The 22,378-nt window shown below is 44.8% G+C and carries 27 protein-coding genes and 1 pseudogene; 13 read left to right on the plus strand and 15 right to left on the minus strand.

Annotated features, from left to right (window positions below; translation table 11 throughout):
* The first annotated feature begins 2 nt into the window (after positions 1 to 2).
* Positions 3 to 578 (plus strand): D-sedoheptulose 7-phosphate isomerase, encoded by a 576-nt coding sequence (gene lpcA / locus MSG38_RS17585; protein ID WP_248402306.1) that lies wholly within the window; start codon positions 3 to 5, stop codon positions 576 to 578.
* Between the two features lie 67 nt (positions 579 to 645).
* Positions 646 to 1,491, plus strand: coding sequence for a class II glutamine amidotransferase (locus MSG38_RS17590; RefSeq protein ID WP_050633987.1), 846 nt, complete (start codon positions 646 to 648; stop codon positions 1,489 to 1,491).
* A gap of 107 nt (positions 1,492 to 1,598) precedes the next feature.
* Here the strand turns inward: MSG38_RS17590 and purN are convergent, their stop codons facing one another.
* Entirely contained in the window at positions 1,599 to 2,273 is a 675-nt protein-coding gene (purN, locus tag MSG38_RS17595) for a phosphoribosylglycinamide formyltransferase (protein WP_059019957.1), read from the minus strand.
* A gap of 132 nt (positions 2,274 to 2,405) precedes the next feature.
* Complete coding sequence (gene purM, locus MSG38_RS17600) at positions 2,406 to 3,446, minus strand: phosphoribosylformylglycinamidine cyclo-ligase (protein ID WP_008222945.1); 1,041 nt, start codon at positions 3,444 to 3,446, stop codon at positions 2,406 to 2,408.
* Between the two features lie 169 nt (positions 3,447 to 3,615).
* On the opposite strand from purM, the gene upp reads away from it, so the two are divergent.
* Entirely contained in the window at positions 3,616 to 4,242 is a 627-nt protein-coding gene (gene upp, locus MSG38_RS17605; protein WP_017060716.1) for a uracil phosphoribosyltransferase, read from the plus strand.
* A 141-nt stretch (positions 4,243 to 4,383) separates the two neighbouring features.
* Here upp and MSG38_RS17610 read toward each other — a convergent pair whose 3' ends face one another.
* Complete coding sequence (locus MSG38_RS17610; RefSeq protein ID WP_050619933.1) at positions 4,384 to 5,622, minus strand: uracil-xanthine permease family protein; 1,239 nt, start codon at positions 5,620 to 5,622, stop codon at positions 4,384 to 4,386.
* Positions 5,623 to 5,900: 278 nt separating this feature from the next.
* Here MSG38_RS17610 and MSG38_RS17615 point away from each other — a divergent pair, with 278 nt between their 5' ends.
* Positions 5,901 to 7,154, plus strand: a complete 1,254-nt coding sequence (locus MSG38_RS17615; protein ID WP_050619932.1) for a DUF2066 domain-containing protein — start codon at positions 5,901 to 5,903, stop codon at positions 7,152 to 7,154.
* A gap of 110 nt (positions 7,155 to 7,264) precedes the next feature.
* Here the strand turns inward: MSG38_RS17615 and MSG38_RS17620 are convergent, their stop codons facing one another.
* The 4 genes from MSG38_RS17620 to MSG38_RS17635 all read right to left on the minus strand — a co-directional run bounded on the left by MSG38_RS17620 (position 7,265) and on the right by MSG38_RS17635 (position 10,225).
* Positions 7,265 to 7,702 (minus strand): DUF2069 domain-containing protein, encoded by a 438-nt coding sequence (locus MSG38_RS17620; protein WP_017060713.1) that lies wholly within the window; start codon positions 7,700 to 7,702, stop codon positions 7,265 to 7,267.
* The gene (gene wrbA / locus MSG38_RS17625; protein WP_050619931.1) at positions 7,699 to 8,292 is read right to left on the minus strand and encodes an NAD(P)H:quinone oxidoreductase; all 594 of its coding nucleotides are present in this window, start codon (positions 8,290 to 8,292) and stop codon (positions 7,699 to 7,701) included. Before wrbA ends, MSG38_RS17620 begins: the two co-directional genes overlap by 4 nt.
* 6 nt (positions 8,293 to 8,298) lie before the next feature.
* Entirely contained in the window at positions 8,299 to 8,649 is a 351-nt protein-coding gene (gene arsC, locus MSG38_RS17630; protein WP_050619930.1) for an arsenate reductase (glutaredoxin), read from the minus strand.
* 121 nt (positions 8,650 to 8,770) lie between these two features.
* Complete coding sequence (locus MSG38_RS17635; protein WP_050619929.1) at positions 8,771 to 10,225, minus strand: M48 family metallopeptidase; 1,455 nt, start codon at positions 10,223 to 10,225, stop codon at positions 8,771 to 8,773.
* A gap of 178 nt (positions 10,226 to 10,403) precedes the next feature.
* Between MSG38_RS17635 and MSG38_RS17640 the strand changes: the two genes are divergently transcribed.
* Both MSG38_RS17640 and MSG38_RS17645 read left to right on the plus strand, forming a co-directional pair.
* Complete coding sequence (locus MSG38_RS17640) at positions 10,404 to 10,643, plus strand: sulfurtransferase TusA family protein (protein ID WP_029235389.1); 240 nt, start codon at positions 10,404 to 10,406, stop codon at positions 10,641 to 10,643.
* Positions 10,636 to 11,712 (plus strand): AI-2E family transporter, encoded by a 1,077-nt coding sequence (locus tag MSG38_RS17645; RefSeq protein WP_017063383.1) that lies wholly within the window; start codon positions 10,636 to 10,638, stop codon positions 11,710 to 11,712. Before MSG38_RS17640 ends, MSG38_RS17645 begins: the two co-directional genes overlap by 8 nt.
* A 136-nt stretch (positions 11,713 to 11,848) precedes the next feature.
* Here the strand turns inward: MSG38_RS17645 and bcp are convergent, their stop codons facing one another.
* Together bcp and MSG38_RS17655 are read right to left on the minus strand one after the other, a co-directional pair.
* Positions 11,849 to 12,319: a thioredoxin-dependent thiol peroxidase gene (gene bcp / locus MSG38_RS17650; protein ID WP_248402307.1), complete on the minus strand. Its 471-nt coding sequence runs from the start codon at positions 12,317 to 12,319 to the stop codon at positions 11,849 to 11,851.
* A 12-nt stretch (positions 12,320 to 12,331) separates the two neighbouring features.
* Positions 12,332 to 12,874: a glycine cleavage system protein R gene (locus MSG38_RS17655; protein ID WP_017060705.1), complete on the minus strand. Its 543-nt coding sequence runs from the start codon at positions 12,872 to 12,874 to the stop codon at positions 12,332 to 12,334.
* Between the two features lie 374 nt (positions 12,875 to 13,248).
* Here MSG38_RS17655 and dapA point away from each other — a divergent pair, with 374 nt between their 5' ends.
* Positions 13,249 to 14,127, plus strand: coding sequence for a 4-hydroxy-tetrahydrodipicolinate synthase (gene dapA, locus MSG38_RS17660; protein ID WP_248402309.1), 879 nt, complete (start codon positions 13,249 to 13,251; stop codon positions 14,125 to 14,127).
* A gap of 48 nt (positions 14,128 to 14,175) precedes the next feature.
* Complete coding sequence (bamC, locus tag MSG38_RS17665) at positions 14,176 to 15,222, plus strand: outer membrane protein assembly factor BamC (protein WP_048606547.1); 1,047 nt, start codon at positions 14,176 to 14,178, stop codon at positions 15,220 to 15,222.
* Positions 15,223 to 15,371: 149 nt separating this feature from the next.
* Here the strand turns inward: bamC and MSG38_RS17670 are convergent, their stop codons facing one another.
* The 4 genes from MSG38_RS17670 to MSG38_RS17685 all read right to left on the minus strand — a co-directional run bounded on the left by MSG38_RS17670 (position 15,372) and on the right by MSG38_RS17685 (position 17,893).
* Positions 15,372 to 15,581: a DUF2897 family protein gene (locus tag MSG38_RS17670; RefSeq protein WP_048606545.1), complete on the minus strand. Its 210-nt coding sequence runs from the start codon at positions 15,579 to 15,581 to the stop codon at positions 15,372 to 15,374.
* Positions 15,582 to 15,589: 8 nt separating this feature from the next.
* Positions 15,590 to 16,264 carry a M15 family metallopeptidase gene (locus MSG38_RS17675; protein WP_050647909.1) on the minus strand — a complete coding sequence of 225 codons (675 nt, stop codon included), beginning with the start codon at positions 16,262 to 16,264 and terminating at the stop codon, positions 15,590 to 15,592.
* 46 nt (positions 16,265 to 16,310) lie between these two features.
* Complete coding sequence (dapE, locus tag MSG38_RS17680; protein WP_248402311.1) at positions 16,311 to 17,447, minus strand: succinyl-diaminopimelate desuccinylase; 1,137 nt, start codon at positions 17,445 to 17,447, stop codon at positions 16,311 to 16,313.
* A 98-nt stretch (positions 17,448 to 17,545) separates the two neighbouring features.
* The gene (locus tag MSG38_RS17685) at positions 17,546 to 17,893 is read right to left on the minus strand and encodes an ArsC family reductase (RefSeq protein ID WP_248402312.1); all 348 of its coding nucleotides are present in this window, start codon (positions 17,891 to 17,893) and stop codon (positions 17,546 to 17,548) included.
* A gap of 205 nt (positions 17,894 to 18,098) precedes the next feature.
* On the opposite strand from MSG38_RS17685, the gene MSG38_RS17690 reads away from it, so the two are divergent.
* Positions 18,099 to 18,386: a helix-turn-helix domain-containing protein gene (locus MSG38_RS17690; protein WP_004734273.1), complete on the plus strand. Its 288-nt coding sequence runs from the start codon at positions 18,099 to 18,101 to the stop codon at positions 18,384 to 18,386.
* 91 nt (positions 18,387 to 18,477) lie between these two features.
* Here the strand turns inward: MSG38_RS17690 and MSG38_RS17695 are convergent, their stop codons facing one another.
* On the minus strand, positions 18,478 to 18,810 hold the full coding sequence (locus tag MSG38_RS17695) for a DUF4156 domain-containing protein (RefSeq protein WP_048616132.1): 333 nt from the start codon (positions 18,808 to 18,810) through the stop codon (positions 18,478 to 18,480).
* Between the two features lie 12 nt (positions 18,811 to 18,822).
* On the minus strand, positions 18,823 to 19,167 hold the full coding sequence (locus MSG38_RS17700; RefSeq protein ID WP_172379893.1) for a DUF2956 domain-containing protein: 345 nt from the start codon (positions 19,165 to 19,167) through the stop codon (positions 18,823 to 18,825).
* A 109-nt stretch (positions 19,168 to 19,276) separates the two neighbouring features.
* On the opposite strand from MSG38_RS17700, the gene MSG38_RS17705 reads away from it, so the two are divergent.
* From MSG38_RS17705 to MSG38_RS17720, 4 genes and pseudogenes are all read left to right on the plus strand, one after another.
* A complete protein-coding gene (locus MSG38_RS17705; protein ID WP_248402313.1) occupies positions 19,277 to 19,738 on the plus strand; it encodes a DUF2919 domain-containing protein in 462 nt (153 codons plus the stop codon).
* 66 nt (positions 19,739 to 19,804) lie between these two features.
* The gene (locus MSG38_RS17710; RefSeq protein ID WP_248402314.1) at positions 19,805 to 20,728 is read left to right on the plus strand and encodes a Dyp-type peroxidase; all 924 of its coding nucleotides are present in this window, start codon (positions 19,805 to 19,807) and stop codon (positions 20,726 to 20,728) included.
* Positions 20,729 to 20,849: 121 nt separating this feature from the next.
* Entirely contained in the window at positions 20,850 to 21,983 is a 1,134-nt protein-coding gene (locus MSG38_RS17715; RefSeq protein WP_248402315.1) for a flagellin, read from the plus strand.
* A 240-nt stretch (positions 21,984 to 22,223) separates the two neighbouring features.
* Positions 22,224 to 22,378 (plus strand): annotated as a pseudogene (locus MSG38_RS17720) (flagellin); the annotation flags it as partial.

The following is a 22,378-nucleotide window of genomic DNA, read 5'->3' on the forward strand; positions in this document are numbered from 1 at the left end:
TTATGTACCATGACCTAATCAAAAGTGAATTGAACGAAGCTGCTGACGTTCTGAATAAGTTCTTGAGTGATGACCATAACATCGCTCAAATTGAAGCGGCGGCAAAACTGATTGTTGAGTCATTCAAGCAAGAGGGTAAAGTGCTTTCTTGTGGCAACGGTGGTTCACACTGTGATGCAATGCACTTTGCGGAAGAGCTTACAGGCCGATACCGTGAAAACCGTCCAGGTTACGCTGGCATTGCGATTTCAGATCCAAGCCACCTGTCTTGCGTGAGTAATGATTTTGGCTACGACCACGTATTTTCTCGTTATGTAGAAGCGGTAGGTCGTAAAGGTGATGTGTTGTTCGGTCTGTCGACTTCAGGTAACTCTGCCAATATTCTAAAAGCGATTGAAGCTGCTCAAGCTAAAGGCATGAAGACGATTGCATTGACGGGTAAAGATGGCGGCAAAATGGCGGGTTGCGCCGATATTGAAATCCGAGTACCACACTTTGGTTACGCAGATCGCATCCAAGAGATTCACATTAAGATCATTCATATTGTGATTCAGCTTGTTGAAAAAGAGATGGAATAATAGTTTTACAGACATTTGGAACCCAGGTTTGTGGCTCCATTGGTTTTAATAGGGAGTAGATTAAACCATGTGTGAATTGCTCGGTATGAGCGCGAATGTGCCAACTGATATTTGTTTTAGCTTTACTGGTCTTATGCAGCGTGGAGGCAATACTGGCCCGCACCGCGATGGCTGGGGTATTACCTTCTATGAAGGAAAGGGTTTTCGTACATTTAAAGATCCTAACCCTAGCTGTGAATCAAAGATCGCTGAGTTGGTTCAAAACTACCCAATTAAAAGCCAAGCCGTTGTCAGTCATATCCGTCAAGCGAACCGTGGTGGTGTTAATCTAGAGAATACACACCCTTTTACTCGTGAGCTTTGGGGGCGATACTGGACCTTTGCTCACAATGGTCAATTAACGGATTACGACGATCTGATCAGTGGTCGTTTCAGACCGGTTGGCGAGACAGACAGTGAGCTCTCTTTCTGTTGGCTACTCAAACAACTTGAAGAGCGTTTCCCGGAACCACCTCAAGATATGGAAGGTATGTTCCGCTTTGTGGCTGAGTGTTGTGACAAGCTGCGTGAGAAAGGCGTATTTAACATGTTACTCAGTGATGGTGAGTATGTGATGACTTACTGCACCAACCATTTGTACTGGATAACAAGGCGCGCACCTTTTGGTAAAGCGAGCCTGATTGATGAAGATGTTGAGATTAACTTCCAGGAAGAAACTACGCCTAATGATGTGGTTACAGTGGTGGCAACTCAGCCTCTAACAGACAATGAAGAGTGGTTTAGAATGAAGCCGGGCGAATACGCGCTGTTTCATTTTGGTGAGCTGATTGGCAACAATCATAAAGCATTGGAAGATGTCGCTTATGCGCCGAAGAAGGTAGCAAGCCAAGCGCCAACTGAGCCATTGAGCTGAGCTAAGTATCCCGAATAGTATTATTTGAACCCTATAAAAAAGGCCGCTTACTGAACTAATGAATCAGTAAGCGGCCTTTTTTTGGATTTGATTTAGTTTCTGAAGAATTACTCTTCCGCGTAACCGTGTTTACCTAATGCCTTACCGTCTAAGACAGCTTGCCCATTTAGCATTGATAAACGATCTTCGGCGAACCATTTACAGACCATAGGGTAAATGCAATGTTCTTGAGTAAGCACTCGACTTGCCAGCATATCAGCATCGTCATCTTCAAATACCGGAACCTTAGCTTGTAAGATCACAGGGCCACCATCAAGCTCTTCGGTAACAAAGTGGACGCTAGTTCCGTGCTCTTTGTCTTGCGCATCAATGGCACGCTGGTGGGTGTGTAGGCCTGGGTATTTAGGTAACAGGGAAGGATGAATGTTGACCATTTTACCCGCATAGTGACGAACAAACTCTGAGCTCAGGATACGCATGTATCCCGCAAGTACGATTAAATCGGGTTGGTATGCATCAATCTGAATCATCAATTCATGATCGAACTCTTCACGTGAGCCAAAGTCTTTTGGATTCACTGAATGTGCGTCAACACCTGCGGTTTTCGCTCGTTCTAATCCAAAAGCCTCTGCTTTGTTTGAGAAGACAGCTTTAACTGAAGCATCAATCATATTGTTATCACAGGCATCCAAAATTGCCTGTAAGTTACTTCCGCTTCCTGAAACTAGCACAACGATGTTTTTCTTAGAGTGACTGGTTTTATTTGAGTGATTGTTTTTCATAGAGTGGGTCATACGATTGATTAACTGAACTGTTTACAATGTACCTACATAAACTAAGGTTTTCTGCGGGCTAAATAGCAAAATGAGGACCATTAGGTCCTCATTGATTAACTAAGTAAGTGAGCGTATCACTTATTTGATTTCAACTTGCTCTTCGCCAGCTTCAGCGTTTGCGATCTCACCGATAACCCAAGCGTTTTCGCCTTCAGCTTTCAGTAGTTCAACAGCAGCGTCTGCTTGATCTTTAGGTAGAGCAACAACTAGGCCTACACCACAGTTGAAAGTGCGGTACATTTCAAATGTCTCCACGTTACCTTTCTCTTGTAGCCAGTTGAAGATAGCAGGCCATTCCCAGCTCTTGCCATCAATGACTGCCTTAGTACCTTCAGGAAGTACGCGTGGGATGTTTTCCCAGAAACCACCACCTGTGATGTGCGAGATAGCATGAATGTCATGCTCAGCAATCATCTTAAGTGCTGATTTGATGTAAATCTTAGTAGGTTCTAGTAGGTGCTCACCGATAGTGCGACCTTCTAGTTCTTCACTCTTATCAGCACCAGAAACTTCTAGGACTTTACGAATTAAAGAGTAACCGTTTGAGTGTGGACCACTTGAGCCAACAGCGATAAGTGCGTCGCCTGCTGCTACTTTAGTGCCGTCAATGATGTCAGCTTTTTCTACAACACCAACACAGAAGCCAGCTACATCGTAGTCGTCGCCTTCGTACATGCCTGGCATTTCAGCAGTTTCACCACCGATTAGTGCACAGCCAGCTTGAACACAGCCTTCAGCTATACCAGAAACAACGTCTGCTGCTGTATCTACATCTAGCTTACCTGTTGCGTAGTAGTCTAGGAAGAATAGCGGCTCACCACCTTGAACGATTAAGTCGTTCACACACATTGCCACTAGGTCGATACCAATGGTGTCGTGTTTTTTCAGATCCAAAGCAAGGCGAAGTTTAGTACCAACACCATCAGTACCTGAAACAAGTACTGGCTCTTTGTATTTCGTTGGAAGTTCACATAGGGCGCCAAAGCCACCAATACCGCCCATTACTTCAGGGCGACGAGTGCGTTTAACAGCACCTTTGATACGGTCTACTAGTGCATTACCTGCGTCGATATCAACACCAGCGTCTTTGTAGCTTAGAGAAGAAGTATTACCACTCACGGGATAGTCCTCGAACTTAAGTTGGATGTGAAAACGGCGCTATTCTAACAGGGCTTGATTACCAAGAGCAAACGTTTGCGCGGTTTTTTTTATTAGAATAAAGATTCTGAAATAACCTTAGAGTTCGTGTATAATCTACAGGTTTGTTTAAATATTGCCGGAGTTGGAAATGAAAGTTGTTGAAGTGAAACACCCGCTAGTAAAACATAAAATTGGCCTGATGCGTGAAGGTGAGATTAGCACTAAGCGTTTTCGTGAGCTAGCGACAGAAGTGGGTAGCCTTCTAACATACGAAGCGACATCAGACTTTGAAACTGAGCGTGTGACGATTAACGGTTGGAACGGTCCAGTAGAAGTTGACCAAATTAAAGGTAAAAAAGTAACGGTAGTGCCAATCCTACGTGCTGGTCTAGGCATGATGGACGGCGTTCTTGAGCACATCCCAAGTGCACGTATCAGCGTTGTTGGTATCTACCGTGACGAAGAAACACTTGAGCCAGTACCATACTTCAACAAGCTTGCATCTAACATCGATGAGCGTATTGCTCTAGTGGTAGATCCAATGCTTGCGACAGGTGGTTCTATGATCGCGACTATCGACCTGATGAAAGAGAAAGGTTGTAAGCACTTTAAGATTCTTGTGCTTGTTGCTGCTCCTGAAGGTATCGCTGCTCTAGAAAAAGCGCACCCAGATGTTGAGCTTTACACGGCTGCAATCGATGAGAAGCTAAACGACAAGGGCTACATTGTTCCTGGTCTTGGCGATGCTGGCGATAAGATCTTCGGTACTAAGTAATTCGGTTTCAGCTTAAGTGACTCTAAACAGTTCCTTAACTCGCTGAATTAACCGTATTAATAAAAAGGGAGAGCATTAGATGCTCTCCCTTTTTTGATCTTGTTCGGTTGTGATTCTTTTGAATCTCGCCTTATCGATTCATTAATCGATTTGAGCTTTATCTACCACAGTGTTGTCACCTAGCTCATCTGGAAGTACTAGGTTAAGTAGAATCGCTACGATGCCACATAAGCTTACGCCCTGTAGGCTAAAGTCACCGATGCCAAATGCCATGCCGCCAATACCGAAGACTAACGTAATGCCCACAATCACAAGGTTGCGTGATTTGTGCAGGTCAACTTTGTTTTGAATTAGAGTATTCAAGCCTACGGTTGCGATAGAACCAAACAGTAGAATCATGATGCCGCCCATTACAGGAACAGGAATCGTTTGAAGTAGTGCGCCTAGCTTACCGACCAATGCAAGAACGATAGCTGTTACCGCGGCCCAAGTCATGATCACTGGGTTGAATGCTTTGGTCAGCATTACCGCGCCCGTTACTTCACTGTAGGTTGTGTTTGGTGGCGCGCCCAGCATTGAAGCAGCAATGGTTGCCACGCCGTCGCCAGTAATAGTGCGGTGTAGGCCAGGTTTTTTAAGGTAGTCTTTACCGGTCACGTTAGAGATAGCAAGCATGTCACCTACGTGCTCAACAGCAGGTGCAATCGCAACAAATACCATAAAGAAGATAGCGTTGATGTTGAACTCTGGCGCTGTGAAGTTTGGCAGAGCTAACCAAGATGCTTGCGCTACTGGTGTGAAGTCGACTGCACCATAAACCAAGCTAGTGATGTAACCCGCAACAATACCACCGAAGATTGGCAGTAATTTAAGGAAGCCTTTCGAGAACACACTGATGACAATGGTCACTAACAGTGAAATCGAAGAGATCCACAGTGCAGCGTCTGCATCAACAAGCTGAACTGCGCCATCGCCCGTCTTACCTAGTGCCATGTTTACTGCAACAGGCGCAAGGCCTAAACCGATAACCATGATCACAGGGCCAACCACGACCGGTGGAAGCAGTTTATGGATGAAGCCAACGCCACGAACTTTAATTAACGCGCCCATTAGTACATACACAACACCCGCCGCCATAAGGCCGCCCATGGTTGCTCCTACACCCCAAGTTTGAATACCAAACATGATTGGCGCGATGAATGCGAAAGAAGACGCTAAGAAGATTGGCACTGAACGGCGTGTAATAAGTTGGAATAAAAGGGTACCGATACCTGCGCCAAAGAGTGCAACGTTAGGATCAAGTCCTGTTAGTAGCGGCACGAGTACAAGCGCACCAAAAGCTACGAACAGCATTTGCGCACCTTGCAAAGCATTTTTCATGATATGTCCTTAAAAATGGTCGTTATATGAAAAGTGAAAAATAAAATTCGCGGGATTCTATCACTTAGCAATCGATTGCTACACCAGATAGATCAAATTTATTTATCTTAGTGATGTTTTATATCCATCTAAGCACTAGAAATTCAGTTTATAAGTGAGCGATTTATCATGGCCAGGTGATATTTTGTGGTTATTAAACACAGTGGGCGCTAACGACCTTGCCCCTCAATCCATAGTTGCTTATCATCTAGGCACAAGATTTGAATATTAGGATCAGTATGCGCTACATAGCATTGTTGTTGATGGGACTATTAGCCTCTCCGAGTTATGCCTTAACTCAAGTAGATATTTTTAGTGCTGAAGTTGCGATTAACGCTGAAGACAAACAGCCAGAACAAGTGGCAAGAAATACAGGTATGGAGCAGGTATTGATACGTGCGACTGGCCAGACTGATGTCGCTTCGAATGAGACGATTCAAAAGGCAATGCGCAAGAGTTCGCAGTACATGTCTCAAATGAGTTTTGGCGAAAGCAATGACCAATCAACATTGCGTATGCGCTTTAACGGTGCTCAAATCCGTTCTCTGTTGACTCAAGCACAGTTACCTTACTGGCCTGACACGCGTTCAAACATCCTTGTTTGGCTGGTGGAAGAGGACAACTACGACAAGAACATCGTATGGGAACACTCTAACTCACAGTTAGCAGCTAGCTTACAAGCTAACGCAAAAGAGCGTGGCTTGCCTCTAACGCTGCCTGTGGGTGACTTTGACGATATTACGGGTATTGCGACTTCTGATTTGTGGGGTAGCTTTGTTACGCCAATCAGTAAAGCGAGTCAGCGTTACCCTGTTGATGCTGTGTTGGTGATAAAGGCTCAATCTTCAGGCCTACGTTGGGCTCTATACGATCAAAAGCCAAGTCAATTGACGAGCGCACCAACATCGCCTGTAAGTGGTTCTTTATCAGGTAACAGCGCAACGACTTCTAAGAAGTTAGTCGACCAAATCAGTAACTACTACGCAGGCAAAAGTGCTGTGACGGTAGCGAGTGAGTCATCAGAATCGATTTTAACGCAGTTTATTAGCCTGAATAATGCTCAAGACTTCTTCCAGTTGGAAAACGCACTTAAGCGTCTAAACTCGGTGGCAAGCCTAGATATTCTGAAGATTCAGAACAACGAAGTCACTTTCCGAATTCACTTATTGTCGACTCAACAAGAGTTTGAGCAAGAAGTGGCAAGTATCCGCCAAGTTGCGAAGGTTGAAGAATCTTACATTGAGCCTGAAGTGAGCCCTGAATTTGAAACTCAAGACAACACAATGTCTGTAGGTGATGATTCAACAGACGCTGCTGAAGTCGCTGGTGACGAAACTGACTCAGGCGTGCAAGTGATTAAGGGCAACGAGGTATCTGAGGATGCTGAGCTCACGGCTGACGCAACGTTAGAGGATTCTAGTACAGAAGATCTAACCATCACTACGCCAGTACATGCTAAGCCAAGCTTGGTCTACGAGTGGGTTCGCTCATAATTGTCAGCTGACATGACTGATTGAAATGAAAACATGAAAAAAGCCCTGCAAGAGCAATCTCGCAGGGCTTTTTGTTTGTAAGCGGTCAGTTTAAAAGCATGGGTTCAATATTATTGCTCGAACTTCGCTTTCTCTCTCTTTTCTACTTCAGAAAGACGCTTCAACTTGATGCCTAACTCTTTGGCTCTAAAGCGAGTAAATAAGATATTGCCCGCGAAACCTAGAGTCGTCAGGAGCAGTTCTACAGCCGCTAACAAGCGTTCACCATCGTCTACATACAAAATAGTTAATGCGTGTAGGAAATAGAGCATCAAGACGAAATTCGCCCATGCGTGCGTATAAGGCTTACCTGCTAAAATGCCCGGCAATGGCAGTAACAGCGGGATAGCCCAAGCAATCGCCAGCGTGACATTACTGAGATGAGGGTGCGGTGAAAGCGTCATCTGCCAAGCTACCACCCAGAATAAAAGTGACAAGTTGCCCGCTAAAGCGAGGTAGCGAAATAGCTTGGTTTTGGGAGACATAGCCTTCTCTGGCATATACATCATTGAGAAATTCCCTTCTGGTTTAACGCGATGCGCGCTAGGCGTTTACCTAGGTTTTGCGCCAACTCAATCTCTTCTTTGCTAAGCGAAGCGCTCTCTCCAGTACTGCTTGCACCATAAGGCGTGCCACCGGTTTGCGTGGTGTGCAGCGCAGGTTCTGAGTAGGGGATGCCTACGACTAACATGCCGTGATGAAGCAGGGGCAACATCATGCTTTGCTGTGTCGTCTCTTGACCACCATGCAGTGATGAAGAAGAGGTAAAGACACAAGCTGGCTTATCGATGAGATCGCCATTGATCCACATTGATGTCGTGCTATCCCAAAAGTGCTTCATTGGCCCAGCCATGTTGCCAAACCAAACCGGACTGCCTAGCGCCAAACCATCACAAGATCGAAGCTCTTGTAACGAGGCAATAGGATCGGTTGGTTGATAACGCGAATCAGGCTGCTCTTCTACTGTGTACACGTCGTTCACCGTCCTTAGCATAGCTTCGCAGTTCGGGATGGATTCAACCCCTCGTGCAATCTGTCTTGCTAGAGCTTGTGTGTTGCCGTGGCGGCTGTAGTAAAGAACAAGAATGTTAATGCTCATATTGGATTACAGAATCTCTAGCACTTGCTCTGGTGGACGACCAATTTTTGCTTTGTTGTTCGCGACAACCACTGGGCGCTCAAACAGTTTTGGATTGGTTGCCATCGCGGCGAAAAGATCTTCATCAGTAACCGAAGCATCACCAAGGTTTGCTTCTTTGTAGTCTGCTTCTTTGGTGCGCATCATGTCGCGAACACTCTCAAAACCAAGCTGAGTGAATAGTACTTTCAGCTGTTCAACTGTTAACGGAGTCTCTAGGTATTTGATTACCTCTGGCTGTACGCCGTTTTCCTGAAGCACTTCTAGAGTTTGACGGCTTTTTGAGCAGCGTGGGTTATGATAAATCACGACAGACATGGTTCTTCCTCATTATTATTTTTGATTTAATTGTTTAGCTGAAGCCACCAGAGGTGACTTCTTTTGTGTGTAACGTTGAGCTTTCTTTTTATACTGGCAACGAGCGTTACCAGTAAACACTCTATTGTAGCGACAAGAAGCGCTCTCGTTGAATCATTAGCTGATCAATTCGAGCGTCGTAGCGTGCTTGTTTTAGGCTTCCTAATTCTGCGATTTGGCTTGCTTGCGTGTAGTACTGAATCGCTTTGTTCCAGTTGGCTTGCAGTGCCAAAATTTCTGCACGAGCAGCCAGTTCTTCGTCACTATTACCAAGGCTCGTATTTACTTTTGAAAGTAAGTGCCAGCCATTGGTGTCGTTCGGATTATCGTGCGTGTAACGTTGCAATACGCGAACCGCTTCCTGTAGGTCTTCATTTTCAATCAGTGCATTGGCGTAATTAATGGTCAGAACCGGGTTGTTTGGTTGACGAACCAGAGCCGATTTAAGCTCTTTAATTGCAACCTCAGGCTGTTTCTTCTCGATGTGCAGATCCGAAATAGCATCTAGATAAAACAGGTTGGTTGGGTCACTGTTAATCAGCTTGTTCAGAATCGGCTCTGCTTTTTCTAATTTTTTGGAATCTAGGTAAACCAGTGCTTGGCCATATTCTAGTGACGGAACCAAAGCTTTAGGGGCTTTCTTCAGCTGGCGCTCAAACCAATCAAGAGCAGCATCATTATTAATGCCAGCATAGCGCGCAACAATGCGAGCTCTTGCTAGGTGGTAGTCTAGAGACGGAGCCAGTTTCAGTGGCGGGTAACTACGAGCACGAGCACGTGAATCGGTAATTCGGTCTTCTGGTAATGGGTGAGTCAGTAGCATTGGCGGTGGTGTGCTTGCATAACGGTATTCATCAGCCAAACGGCCAAAGAAACGTGGCATTGCATTCACATCAAACCCAGCTTTTGCTAGCGTATTGATCCCAAAGCGGTCGGCTTCTTTTTCATTACTACGTGTGTAGTTGATTTGGCTTTGCATATTACCTGCAGTCGTTGCCGTTAGGGCTGCAATGCCGGCTTCAGGAGCTGCAATTGCCAGTAATACAGAGGCTGCTAGCGCTGCAATGGTTGCTGGAGATCGGCGAGCTTGATCTTCCATACTACGTGCTAAGTGACGTTGGGTTACATGCGCGATTTCGTGCGCTAATACTGAAGCCAATTCACTTTCAGATTGTGCATGCAGGAATAGACCTGAGTGCAAAGCAACATAACCACCAAAGAAAGCAAAGGCGTTGATGTTGCGGTCACGGATCATAAAGAACTGGAAAGGTGTCTTTACATCATTTGCGTTCGCGACCAGACGATGGCCAAGCGTATCAATATACAGGTTTAGAACTGGGTCGTTTACGATAGGCTGGCTGCTTCTGATGATGCGCATGTAGGCATCACCATAGATAAGCTCTTGATCGATAGTGAGTGTGCCGCCAGCAGCGGTACCGATATCTGGTAGCTCCAAACTATTGGTATTCGCCATAGTTGGGGTGCTTAATGTAGCTGCGATGCATAAGCAAGCAATTGAGCGAGCGCGTTTAAACATATTAGTCAGTAATACTCCGTTTCTTCTGACAGTAAGACAAGTGCAATGGAAATTGGTTCTTTATCTGATTTAACCTTTGCCAAGTGCGTGCGCTATCATGAAGGAAGATGAATGAATGATGGCGCGTTTTCAAAAACAGATTACAATACGACCCTTATAATAAGCATCGAGCTCAAGAATGACACCTAATATTCTAGATTTACGCCAAGAGCGCTGTCCAATGGCGCTATTATTAGCCAAGCGTCACAGTGTAAAGTTAGAAGTAGGGCAGTCATTGTCAATTTATGTCTCTGATAACAGCTCGATGAAAGATATTGTTACTTATTTGTCTAAGCAAGCCTATGACGTCGTCACTGAGGTTTGCTCTAATTACCATCATCTCCTCGTCACTAAAAAGGAATTGCAGTCAGATGCTTGAAATGGTCAATCGTTGGTATAAACGACGTTTCTCTGATCCCCATGCTGTCAGTTTGGTTGCCATCATTCTCTTCGGCTTTATTACGATCTACTTCTTTGGTCACCTAATTGCGCCACTCTTGGTTGCAATTGTGTTGGCTTATTTGCTTGAGTGGCCTGTTACCCAACTTCAAAGACTCGGTGTTCCAAGAACGCCTTCGGTGATGTTGGTGATCATGATGTTCTTCAGCGTGATGCTACTTGCGATCTTTGGCTTGGTACCAACCATTTGGCAACAAGTGGGTAACCTAATCAATGACATCCCAAGCATGTATGGTAGCTTGCAAAACTTCATTGCAACGATTCCTGAACGCTATCCAGAATTAGCCAACCTGCAGATCGTTGAGTCCATTATGTCTAACGCCAAGAACAAAGCGTTAGGTTTTGGTGAAAGTGTTGTCAAAGGCTCTCTTGCTTCTCTTGTGAGCTTAGCGACCTTAGCGGTTTACTTGATTCTTGTACCACTGCTTATTTTCTTCTTGTTAAAAGACAAAGAAGAGATGATCAGAATGGCGAGCGGTGTACTTCCTCGAAATCGTCGTTTAGCGACCAAAGTATGGGAAGAGATGAACCAGCAAATCTCGAACTATATTCGCGGTAAAGTCTTAGAGATTTTAATCGTTGGTGGTGTCAGCTACGTAACCTTCGCGATTCTGGACCTGCGTTATTCAGTCTTGTTGGCTGTAGCGGTTGGTTTCTCGGTGCTAATCCCTTATATCGGCGCGGCAGCTGTGACTGTTCCAGTAGCGATTGTGGGTTTGTTCCAGTGGGGATTAGAGCCTCAGTTTTACTGGTTGCTTCTCGCTTACGGTATTATCCAAGCGCTAGATGGTAACGTGCTCGTTCCTGTTCTTTTCTCTGAAGCGGTGAACCTGCACCCAGTGGCCATTATTGTTGCCGTGTTAGTGTTTGGTGGACTGTGGGGATTCTGGGGCGTGTTCTTTGCTATCCCGTTGGCAACGCTAGTTAAGGCGGTTTGGAATGCCTTACCGAGTCACGCATTAGACGATGACCCCGAACATCAAAAGTAATTGATATTGTTACAGAAAAAGGCCGAACATCCATGATGTTCGGCCTTTTTGCTCTTAGCTTAATCATTAGCTCAATGAGTGTTGCTATTGCCTTAGAGAGTGATGAATCTAAGTCATTAACTCACTCAAATCGCCCTTAAGCTTCTTGATTGAAGTAATCTAGAACCACTTCGTGGTGAGTCTTAGTCTTGAACTTGTTGAAGACGTGTTCAATCTGACCTCCTTCATCAATTAGGAAGCTAATACGGTGCAGACCATCGTATACCTTACCCATGAATTTCTTCTCGCCCCAAACACCAAACTGTTCAGCAACGCTGTGGTCTTCATCAGATAGCAGGGTGAAGTTCAGAGATTTCTTTTCAACGAAGTTTGGTAGACGTTTTACTGGGTCAACACTCACACCTAGAACAACCACGTTTAGGTCATCAAGCTGTGCTTTGATATCACGCAGGCCTTCCGCTTGCGCAATACAACCTGGAGTCATTGCTTTTGGGTAAAAATAGAAAAGTACTTTTTTACCTTTGAAGTCACCAAGAGATACGATATTGCCATCTTGATCTGGAAGAGAAAAAGCAGGTGCTGGAACACCAGCCGTTAGCGTATTCATGACATTTCCTTTTTAAAGACTGTTTTTGATAAAGTTGAGCGAGCCTTGGACTGATAGGCTCTGACACAGCGAATCGAATTCTTCTTGTAGCTGCATCAAGTTACATTCTGATTGCACAGAAGCGGTAATAGAGATATGGAATTGGTCGTTGTCCAGTTGAACCTTAGATTTATTGATGGTTCGTGCACTTAACGAATCGAGGCCGATGTTTCGGTCTGCGAAGAACTGGGTAAACTGCTCAGTAAGTCCGATTTTATCGTCTGACTCAACGAACACCTCTACTGTGTAAGAGTTCTCAATAACATCATGAGTTGAGGTTCGCTTCATAATCGTAATCAAGTCGTGCTCTTGTCCAAGCAAGGGCAAGGTGGTTTCAACGCGGGTAATGTTGTTTGCCTTTCCAGACAGCAGCATGATAAGCGTAAATTCTTCGCCAAACAGGGCGATACGGCTATCAATAATGTTACAGCCTGATTGGGTGACTAAATGAACCACTTGGTTGCATACACCTGGGCGATCAGTGCCCACAGCTGTGATTACTAGATGTTGAGTCATAAAATCACGTCTCTTTATATTCCATTGATTCATGCATGTTAGCACAGTTAGCTCGTGGAATAAGCGTGCGTACGGGGCTTTTTATGAGCGACCTTGCTTCGAACATGTAACCAATGATAAGAATATTGAGCGCGTTAAAAAATGAGATAGAGTGATGAGAGCACAGCTTACTTGTTACTGACATCCAGTGGTGTGCTATCCGCTAGATTGAGCGCAGGTTACCCAAATTCTAGGTAGAACGCCGTTAGAAGTCGTTTTACCTCAAACATACGACAATATTTAATGCAGATGTTGCCGGTAAGCCACTTTAATGTCTTGTGTTTATTGATTGGCTTACAGTAACATGCAAAAAGAATAAATTAAGGGAGATAGACATGTTTTCAGGAAGTATCGTTGCGCTAGTTACGCCATTTAATACAGGTGGTGAAGTGGATTTCGACAGCCTTAAAAAGTTAGTTGAGCACCATATTGCTGCAGGTAGTGATGGTCTGGTTGCGGTTGGCACAACAGGTGAGTCTTCAACACTCACTATTGAAGAGCATGTCAAAGTCGTCAACAAGATCGTTGAATTTGCTGACGGTCGTATTCCCGTTATCGCTGGTACAGGTGCAAATGCAACTCATGAATCTGTTCTATTCAGCCGTTTGCTGAATGGTTCTGGTATTGCTGGTTGCCTGAGCGTAACGCCTTACTACAACAAACCGACTCAAGAAGGTTTGTACCAACACTACAAAGCGATTGCTGAAGTCAGTGACGTTCCACAAATCCTATACAATGTTCCAGGTCGTACTGCGGTAGACTTGCTGCCAGAAACGGTTGCTCGTCTTGCTGAGATCGAAAACATCGTTGCACTGAAAGATGCGACGGGTGATCTCGACAGAATTGCAATTCACCGTGAACTTTGTGGCGAAGACTTTATCTTACTAAGTGGTGATGACTTAACAGGTCTAGAATTTGTTAAGCGTGGTGGCGATGGCGTGATCTCTGTAACGAATAATGTTGCAGCCGCTGATATGGCAACCATGTTCAAGCTAGCGAAAGAAGGTAAGTTTGAAGAAGCAGAAGCGATCAATGAGCGTTTGATGCCTCTACATAAGAATTTGTTCGTTGAGTCTAACCCTATTCCCGTAAAATGGGCGGTTCATAAAATGGGTCTGATTGCTGAAGGTGGCTTACGTCTACCGCTGACTGAACTGTCAGAGCCAGCTCAACCTGTTGTTGCTCAAGCAATGACTGAAGCGTGCATTTACTAAAACGTATGAAGTGATGCCGAAGCGAACCTTCGGCATTTAGGAGTATAAATGAAGTATTCTCACCAGCTAGTGATTGGGTCACTGGCTGTTTTCGTTCTTACAGCATGTTCTGGCAGCCCGACTCAACGTCGCCAAGCCAAAGATGATTTCGAATACTTAGAAACACCTGAGTTTTCACAATGGCAATTGCCTGAAGATGCTCAGCCTCAGTTCTACCCAAACTTTGACATCCCAAGCGGTGAATTCAGTGGTGGTACAGGTCGTGAAGTGGATATTCGTCCACCGCAACAAGTGCTTGAGCTGATCCCAGGGGCTCGTGCTGAGCGTCAAAACGGTGAAGTGACACTATGGCTTCTTCGCGCAGAAGAGGCAGATCGCGTGTGGCAAACGGCTGTAGATATGCTGGCTCAGCGTGGTATTGGTATTCGTGAGCAATCAGAGAATGAGATTGAGACTGATTGGGTAACTTGGGTTTCTGAAGATGAAGACGTAGAGATTGGCAGCCGCTACTCAATGTCTCGCTTCCAAGCGAATAACCGTCATGGCTTCAAGATTAATCTGATTGATTGGCGTGAAGGTACTGAAGAGAAACCGGTAACGGCAACCAATAAAGAACGTTACAACGCGTTCCTGACTAACCTAGTTATGGCTAAGTATGATGAAAACCTTCGTGCTGAAGCGGAGCTGAAAGCACAAGAGTTAGTGAAGCGTATTCCAATCTCAATGGGTGCTGACCGTAGTGGTTTCCCTGTGATTATTGCTCGTACGCCATACAATGTATTCTGGCAGCGTCTGCCTAGCTTGTTGCCTGAAATGGGCTTTGAGCTTGAAGAACGCAATCAATCTCAGGGTACGGTGAAGGCGAAGTACGCAGCACCAGATGATGAGTTCTGGGAAGAAATTGGCCTACAGCCTATCGACTTAGCGCCAGGCACTTACAACTTCCTATTTGGTGATCTTGGCAACCGTACGTCAATCAACGTAACGGATGCATCAGGTAAGCCAGTAGAAGAAGAGCTGCTTAAATCAATGGTTCCGGTACTGGCGCATATTGCTGACCAAACCAAAGATGACAAAGAAGCGAAAGCTGAGTAGTCGCACTTAAGCCGTCACAGAGCGGAGTTAAATCAGTTCTGTGATTAGCTCAAGCAAATAAAAAAGAGGACACACTGTGTCCTCTTTTTTTGTATTCGTTGTCATCAGGTTGTATTGGTCAATCAAGTTGATTAGCCAAAGCAAAAAAGCTATGCGTCTTTACTGTCTTTGGATTCTTCTTTTTCAGCTTTCTCTTGGTTAAGTTTATCCAAGCGATTGAGCTTATCTAAGTCTCGCTCAGTTTTACCTCGGCCCGTCAGATCCATATTGGCGGTCTGTTTGAGCGCTGCGATGTTACCCACCACAACGCTAACCACGATGATGATGATAACCCAAGGGTTTGTAAGCCACTCCAACATAAGCGCTCCTAATGACTGATATTCGCTACGAAGCGTGCATAGATCTCGTCTAGCTGCTCCATAATAATCTCATACCCTAATATTGGCTTAGATTGGAGTTGCTTGCCAAGTAAAGTCGGAGATAACTGTGATAAACACGACTCCGATACTTTGCGATGGCTGATATGCCATGGTTCGACCGCCACACCGCCGAGGTCTTCGCTATAAGGAAAAAAGAACCCAAATTGCGAAGCGTGAACAGATAGCCACTGGTAAAACGCTTGCTGGTGGCCAGTAAGGTATTCCCATGGCTCTAATTGCAACTGTGTGCCTTCAGGTAAGTCGTTTCGAGCAAAGACATCAAAGTCACAACCCCAATGGTGACGGCTCGCTCCGGGAAGGGCAGACCACCTCAGGATTGCCGACAATTTCTGATGTTCACTGAGTGCTGAAGCATCAAGTGGTTGGCTCTCTGAATCCAATATTGGCGCTTCACCAGAAAACTTACGGTTCCAAATCAGAGACTGCCTTGCGTAGTCGCGAAAGCCACTGGCAATCTCCATTTTGAAACCCGCGAGTTGAGCAGCTTCAATCAAATTGTTTAGGTCATCTTTGACCTCACTGTGAACCAAGAAGGTTTTGCTGCCAATGAGGCTAGGTTCTAGGTGAGAATCTGATTGTCCGGTTAGCTGCTCTGGTGTCATAACGTGTCTCTCAATAATTAGATGCTATGAATCGCTGATGAAAGAACTACTTAGCGAACAGGTTCACTAATGTTCTTTCGTACATATCAGTTAGCTTTTCTAAATCTGCCACTTTCACGCATTCGTTAACTTTGTGAATCGTTGCGTTCACAGGACCTAGTTCTACCACTTGCCCCTTCATGCGAGCAATAAAGCGGCCGTCAGATGTACCCCCTGTGGTAAGCAGCGCAGGCTTAACATCATTCACGTGACCTACTGCATCGACAATAGCATCAAGCAATGAACCAGCGTCTGTTAAGAACGGGTCGCCATTGAAGGTCCATTTCAGGTCGTATTCGAAGTCGTACTTATCGAGCGTCGTTGTGATTCGCTCAACGATGATGTCGTTGCTTAACTCTGTGCTAAAACGCAGGTTAAACTGAACATTAAACTCACCAGGAATCACGTTTGAAGCACCCGTACCTGCGCTTACATTTGGGATTTGGAAACTGGTTGGTGGGAAGTAATCATTACCTTTGTCCCACTCAGTCGTTGCCAACTCGTTGATTGCAAGCAGAGAGCTGTGTACTGGGTTGTTCGCTAGGTGAGGGTAGGCAACATGACCTTGTGTGCCTTTAATCGTTAGGTCGCCAGTGATAGAGCCACGACGGCCGTTCTTAACGACATCACCCACGAACTCAGTGCTCGATGGTTCACCAACGATACACATATCGATGTTTTCACCACGTGCCATCAGAGCTTCAACAACACGCACTGTACCGTTGATGAAAGGACCTTCCTCATCTGAAGTGATCAAGAAACCGATTGAGCCTGTGTGGTCTGGGTGTTTGGCAATGAACTGCTCGACGGCAACAATCATCGAAGCCAGAGAGCCTTTCATATCAGCAGCGCCACGGCCATGTAGGAAACCGTCTACGATAGTCGGTTCGAATGGCTTTGTATTCCACTGTTCGATTGGGCCAGCAGGCACCACATCAGTGTGACCAGCAAAAGCAAACAAAGGCGCTTTAGTACCACGGCGAGCCCAGAAGTTGGTCGTATCTTCAAATACCATCACTTCGATTTCAAAACCGAGTGCTTTTAAGCGTTCAATCATCAGGTCTTGGCAGCCTGCATCTTCTGGTGTTACCGATTGACGGCTGATTAGGTCTTTTGCCAGAGCCAAAGTTGGGCTATCTGTCATCCTTGAATTCCTTGTTTAAATAAAACGTCTAGTCATTAATTTTTAGGCGCTGATTCAATGATCAACGTCCTGTTGTCTGTCTATGTCAATACAACGATCTAAGCAAAAATAGACGCGTATTGGTCGGCTTTAAATCCGATGTGAAGCTTGCCCTCTACTTTTAAGATTGGGCGCTTGATCATTGCAGGTTGTTCAACAAGCAAAGTCACCGCTTTTTCTTCTGTTAGGGTATCTTTCTGTTCTTGAGAAAGTTGGCGATAAGTCGTACCACGTTTGTTTAGCACAAGCTCCCAACCTAGCTCAGAGCAGAAGCCTGTTACTAGCTCTTCTGTGATGCCTTGTTTGCGATAATCGTGAAATTCGAACTCGATACCTTCAGCTTCGAGCCATTTCTTTGCTTTTTTAATGGTGTCGCAATTTGGGATACCAAACATGGTGATAGTCATTATTCTTCCTTTGAGTGATTTTATTTCATTGTTATGAGTTGAATCCTATCAGGAAGCGGCAACTCAGACAAAATAGAGTGATGAATATTTCATAGAGTGAAAAAAAAGCGTAAGAAAATGTCACTATTGGAGACTTATTGATCAGCCTCAACATGTTGTCAGCGAAAAAAGAAATAATTGAGCTGCACATATATAGGAGGTGTCAATGGAGTTGAGTCCTGTTTTTGCAAGGCGGCTATATTTAGCATTGTTAGTGGAAAGCCTTGATAGGCCGAATGTGCCTAAACTCATCGAAAAAACGGGGTGGCCTCGTCGTACTATTCAAGATGTACTCAAGGCGTTACCGGGGATCGGTATCGAACTTATGTTTGTTCAAGATGGGCGACGTCATAATGATGGCTATTACCAGTTATCCGACTGGGGGCCATTTGACAGTCAATGGGTTATCCAGCGTAAAGGCGATATAGCAACAAGCCTTGGATTTAGTGCATAAGCCAGCGAAAGCTGGCTTTCTTTTTTTAGAATAGAAATAGTAGGGAGCATCTCGCTCATTTGAGTGGTGAGCTACCCCATTACGTTTCTATTTACTTACACAGATAGGCAGTTCCCAGCATAGTCACGGATGTGGAAAAATCTTGGGGAAGTGTGAATATCACGGTATCTGCGCCTAGCTCAATCGTATTCGACTTGAGTTCATTCATGGCGCCTTGAATCAATGTGTCATTCGGGTAAAACAGGTAGCTGTACCAATGGCCTTCGCTGCCTGTGACTTCCCCTTTATACTCGCATTGCTCGATATTAATCACACCGTGGTAATCCATTTGCACTTTGTCAGCTTCGCTATGAGGTATTGATGTTGGTGTCGTGCAACCTAACAATGCACCACTCATAGCTAAAGCGATTAATTCCTTTTTCATACGATTACCCTGTTATTTCATCAAATAAATCGCGAAGCCTATCCAGCTAGCGATCAGTAGTAGCCACGGTAATTTGTTGCCGTGATTTGATGTTGTTTCAACACTCGTGTCGACATTCTGTTCTTGGTCTTGATTAGTCTGTTGAGTTTGTTTCTCTTTCTGTACACGCTTTTTTGCTTTGTCGGCTTGGCGACTGCGCTCTTTTTGCTGTTTCTTGTACAGTGCGATGCCTTTCTCGATACCTTGAGCAATCAACTTAGTTTGTTCTTTGGTTTGAGCTGGCTTTTGAGTCGCTTTGGCTATCTTCAGTGCTTCTTGTTGAGATTCAACAGACGGTGTATTAGTTTTCTTTTTCATACTGAGTTCGATAATTAAAACGGATTGGCTACTAAGATAACGCAAAGCTAGTTAAGTATGAATGATTTGCGTTAAAGTGTTAGTTTGAAAATAACTGAAAGTGAGATTTGTGCGGTACTCCATAGAACAATACGATAAGCACGGCTTTTTAAAAGCCCCAATCCTATTATGGTTAGGTTGGCTGTTTCTGGCGAAAGCTTTGGTTGTTTTCATTGTCGCAGGAGCAAGCCGAAAGTCGGGCACTGACATACTCGAAATTATCTATCCAGATCATCAAATGTTTTATGTCGGGATCGCGTTGAGTGTGCCTAGCTTGCTACTGATGTGGCTATTTGGACTAAGATCGCCAGATAGAAAACGCCTCAATAAAGTCGTGTCTTGGGGGCGTTGGGTCACTATGACGGCTATCTTGGCGCAGAGCTCACATACGATTTATTTAATCTATTTGGATAATGGATGGTTCCGCTGGTCCAATGGCATTACTTTATTGCTGCTTTTATGGTTATCGCTTTACCTTACCAATAGCCATGCTGCTAGGGACTGCTTTAAAGTGGTTGAGCACGAAGACTGATTCTCATCAAAACATTTGTCCCATTCCCAATTATACTTAGAAGCTAAAAAATGAAAGGATTAATCTATGCTTAACATCTCAAATGAGCAGCCTAAAATTCAAAGCGCTATCTTGCCAGAAGCTGGGCCTTTCGCTCTTTATGTTCAACTGAAAGTGAATGCTAACGCTGCTAATGTTTTAGCGGAACTTCAAAAGCTTCCGAGTTTAATCGACGAACTAAACCAAACTCAACCTGATGCGAACTTAACGGCATCGGTTGCGTTCTCAAAAGCTTTTTGGGATAAGTTCGAACAAGCAGCGCCCGCTGATTTGATTGACTTCCCTGAGCTTGGTGAAGGTGATATCACCGCGCCGAGCACACTGTCTGACGTTCTGATTCACTGTCATTCAAACCGACATGATCTGCACTTCTTTATCTTGCGTAAATTGCTATCTGAAGTAGCGGCTGATGTTGAAGTGGTTGATGAAACTTATGGTTACCGCTTCCTAGACTCTCGTGACATGACAGACTTTGTTGATGGCACTGAAAACCCGAAAGACGCACAACGTGCTGAAGTCGCTATTGTGCCTGAGGGTGAATTCGCTGGTGGTAGTTATGTGATGGTGCAGCGTTTTGTGCACAACCTGCCAGCTTGGAATCGTTTGAATGTATCGGCACAAGAGAAAGTGATTGGTCGAACTAAACCTGATTCAATTGAGTTAGATGATGTTCCTGCGGCGTCTCACGTTGGCCGTGTGGATATCAAAGAAGAAGGCAAGGGGCTTAAGATTGTTCGCCACAGCCTACCTTACGGTACTGCTACGGGCGATCACGGCTTATTGTTCATTGCTTACTGTAACGTTCGTCATAACTTCGATGCGATGTTAGAGAGCATGTACGGCGCAATAGATGGCAAAACAGACCAACTGCTTCGCTTTACCAAAGCAGTGACTGGCGCTTACTACTTTGCACCTTCAACTGACATGTTGAGTGCATTAACGATTAAGTAAATCGTCTCATCTGCAGCAAAGAAAGGGAGCCTCAGGGCTCCTTTTTTATTAAAGCTTGATATGAACTGGTCGATATAAGAGCAATCGTGAGTTTTATTCATCTTTTTGTAAGCGAAGGTCTATGGCTATCACTGTTAATACGAATGTCTCGGCGTTAGTGGCTCAGAGAAACCTCTCTAATGCTAATAACATGCTGAACCAATCTTTGGAGCGCTTAGCTTCAGGGAGCCGTATTAATAGCGCAAAAGACGACGCTGCTGGCTTACAGATCTCGAATCGATTAGAAGCACAGATGAGTGGCATTGATGTTGCCGTTCGAAATGCTAACGACGGTATCTCCATTATGCAGACTGCAGAAGGAGCGATGAATGAAACCACTAATATCATGCAGCGCATGCGAGACTTATCCCTACAAGCGAGTAACGGCTCGAATAGTTCATCGGAACGAATCGCTATTCAAGAAGAAGTCACCGCCTTAAATGACGAGCTGAATCGAATTGCCGAAACCACCTCATTCGGTGGTAAAAAGCTCCTTAACGGCAGTTTTGGGCACACCTCGTTTCAAATCGGCGGCAGTTCGGGCGAAGCCGTGCAGATTGGTTTGAAAAGTATGCGTACTGATGACATCAACATGGGCGGCTTTAGCTACGTTGCTAATGGCATGGCCAGTGATTCATGGGAAGTGAAATCAAACCAGAATGATATGACGATGTCGTTTACTGATCGTTTTGGTCAGCCACAAGAAATCACCATCAACGCGAAAGCGGGTGATGATATCGAAGAGTTGGCGACTTACATTAATGGTCAAACGGATCTCGTATCAGCTTCTGTCAATGATGACGGACAGCTTCAGATTTATATGTCTGGTGAAGATACGGCGGGTACGATCTCTTTTTCAGGTTCGTTAGCCAGTGAGCTTTCAATGTCTGCGGGTTATTACGAATCAGTCGGTGACATCAATGTAACGGATGTGGGTGGTGCTCAGCGTGCCGTCTCTATTTTGGATACGGCGATGAAGTATGTCGATAGCCATCGCTCTGAATTAGGGGCAATGCAAAACCGCTTTGATCATGCCATTAATAATCTTGAAAACGTTCATGAGAATTTGGCGACATCAAACAGTCGAATCAAAGATACCGACTACGCCAAAGAAACCACTCAAATGCTCAAGCAACAAATACTGCAGCAAGTGAGCACAACGATACTCGCTCAAGCCAAGCAAGCGCCGAATCTAGCTTTAACGTTATTAGGTTAATGAATTACCTCGAATCTTATAAAGGCATTTCAGTTTAGCTAGTGCTTTTTGGCGAATAAAAACACAATTTCCTACTCGACTGACTTCCTGACAACTTTAGCGATTTTCTCATCTTTTTTCGATAATTTTACGACCAGTCACGCTTTCTTCTGCTTTACCGCTATTTCTTTAATTTTGTTGTTTTTTTCCTAAAGGTTTCGTCAATCACGCCGTTATTAAAAGTAACTTAGAGATAACTACTTGGTTTTCCGAGACGTCGGAAACCGCTATACCGGAAAATCAATTGGAGAAGTCACCATGGCAGTGAATGTAAATACCAACGTTTCAGCGATGACAGCGCAACGTTACCTAAACAACGCAAACAGCGCACAACAAACATCAATGGAGCGTCTAGC

Source organism: Vibrio sp. 1CM24A (assembly GCF_023161725.1).
Taxonomy (GTDB): domain Bacteria; phylum Pseudomonadota; class Gammaproteobacteria; order Enterobacterales; family Vibrionaceae; genus Vibrio; species Vibrio coralliirubri.

What these genes read in the sequence shown, in the direction of transcription:
- MSG38_RS17710 (WP_248402314.1), top strand. Translation starts at nt 19,805, where the DNA reads ATGCTTAACATCTCAAATGAGCAGCCTAAAATTCAAAGCGCTATCTTG.
- MSG38_RS17645 (WP_017063383.1), top strand. Translation starts at nt 10,636, where the DNA reads ATGCTTGAAATGGTCAATCGTTGGTATAAACGACGTTTCTCTGATCCC.
- upp (WP_017060716.1), top strand. Translation starts at nt 3,616, where the DNA reads ATGAAAGTTGTTGAAGTGAAACACCCGCTAGTAAAACATAAAATTGGC.
- bamC (WP_048606547.1), top strand. Translation starts at nt 14,176, where the DNA reads ATGAAGTATTCTCACCAGCTAGTGATTGGGTCACTGGCTGTTTTCGTT.
- dapA (WP_248402309.1), top strand. Translation starts at nt 13,249, where the DNA reads ATGTTTTCAGGAAGTATCGTTGCGCTAGTTACGCCATTTAATACAGGT.
- MSG38_RS17715 (WP_248402315.1), top strand. Translation starts at nt 20,850, where the DNA reads ATGGCTATCACTGTTAATACGAATGTCTCGGCGTTAGTGGCTCAGAGA.
- MSG38_RS17640 (WP_029235389.1), top strand. Translation starts at nt 10,404, where the DNA reads ATGACACCTAATATTCTAGATTTACGCCAAGAGCGCTGTCCAATGGCG.
- MSG38_RS17675 (WP_050647909.1), bottom strand. Translation starts at nt 16,264, where the DNA reads ATGACACCAGAGCAGCTAACCGGACAATCAGATTCTCACCTAGAACCT.
- MSG38_RS17635 (WP_050619929.1), bottom strand. Translation starts at nt 10,225, where the DNA reads ATGTTTAAACGCGCTCGCTCAATTGCTTGCTTATGCATCGCAGCTACA.
- MSG38_RS17655 (WP_017060705.1), bottom strand. Translation starts at nt 12,874, where the DNA reads ATGACTCAACATCTAGTAATCACAGCTGTGGGCACTGATCGCCCAGGT.
- MSG38_RS17615 (WP_050619932.1), top strand. Translation starts at nt 5,901, where the DNA reads ATGCGCTACATAGCATTGTTGTTGATGGGACTATTAGCCTCTCCGAGT.
- MSG38_RS17695 (WP_048616132.1), bottom strand. Translation starts at nt 18,810, where the DNA reads ATGAAAAAGGAATTAATCGCTTTAGCTATGAGTGGTGCATTGTTAGGT.
- MSG38_RS17610 (WP_050619933.1), bottom strand. Translation starts at nt 5,622, where the DNA reads ATGAAAAATGCTTTGCAAGGTGCGCAAATGCTGTTCGTAGCTTTTGGT.
- MSG38_RS17670 (WP_048606545.1), bottom strand. Translation starts at nt 15,581, where the DNA reads ATGTTGGAGTGGCTTACAAACCCTTGGGTTATCATCATCATCGTGGTT.
- lpcA (WP_248402306.1), top strand. Translation starts at nt 3, where the DNA reads ATGTACCATGACCTAATCAAAAGTGAATTGAACGAAGCTGCTGACGTT.
- dapE (WP_248402311.1), bottom strand. Translation starts at nt 17,447, where the DNA reads ATGACAGATAGCCCAACTTTGGCTCTGGCAAAAGACCTAATCAGCCGT.
- bcp (WP_248402307.1), bottom strand. Translation starts at nt 12,319, where the DNA reads ATGAATACGCTAACGGCTGGTGTTCCAGCACCTGCTTTTTCTCTTCCA.
- purN (WP_059019957.1), bottom strand. Translation starts at nt 2,273, where the DNA reads ATGAAAAACAATCACTCAAATAAAACCAGTCACTCTAAGAAAAACATC.
- MSG38_RS17590 (WP_050633987.1), top strand. Translation starts at nt 646, where the DNA reads ATGTGTGAATTGCTCGGTATGAGCGCGAATGTGCCAACTGATATTTGT.
- wrbA (WP_050619931.1), bottom strand. Translation starts at nt 8,292, where the DNA reads ATGAGCATTAACATTCTTGTTCTTTACTACAGCCGCCACGGCAACACA.
- MSG38_RS17685 (WP_248402312.1), bottom strand. Translation starts at nt 17,893, where the DNA reads ATGACTATCACCATGTTTGGTATCCCAAATTGCGACACCATTAAAAAA.
- MSG38_RS17690 (WP_004734273.1), top strand. Translation starts at nt 18,099, where the DNA reads ATGGAGTTGAGTCCTGTTTTTGCAAGGCGGCTATATTTAGCATTGTTA.
- MSG38_RS17700 (WP_172379893.1), bottom strand. Translation starts at nt 19,167, where the DNA reads ATGAAAAAGAAAACTAATACACCGTCTGTTGAATCTCAACAAGAAGCA.
- MSG38_RS17620 (WP_017060713.1), bottom strand. Translation starts at nt 7,702, where the DNA reads ATGATGTATATGCCAGAGAAGGCTATGTCTCCCAAAACCAAGCTATTT.
- arsC (WP_050619930.1), bottom strand. Translation starts at nt 8,649, where the DNA reads ATGTCTGTCGTGATTTATCATAACCCACGCTGCTCAAAAAGCCGTCAA.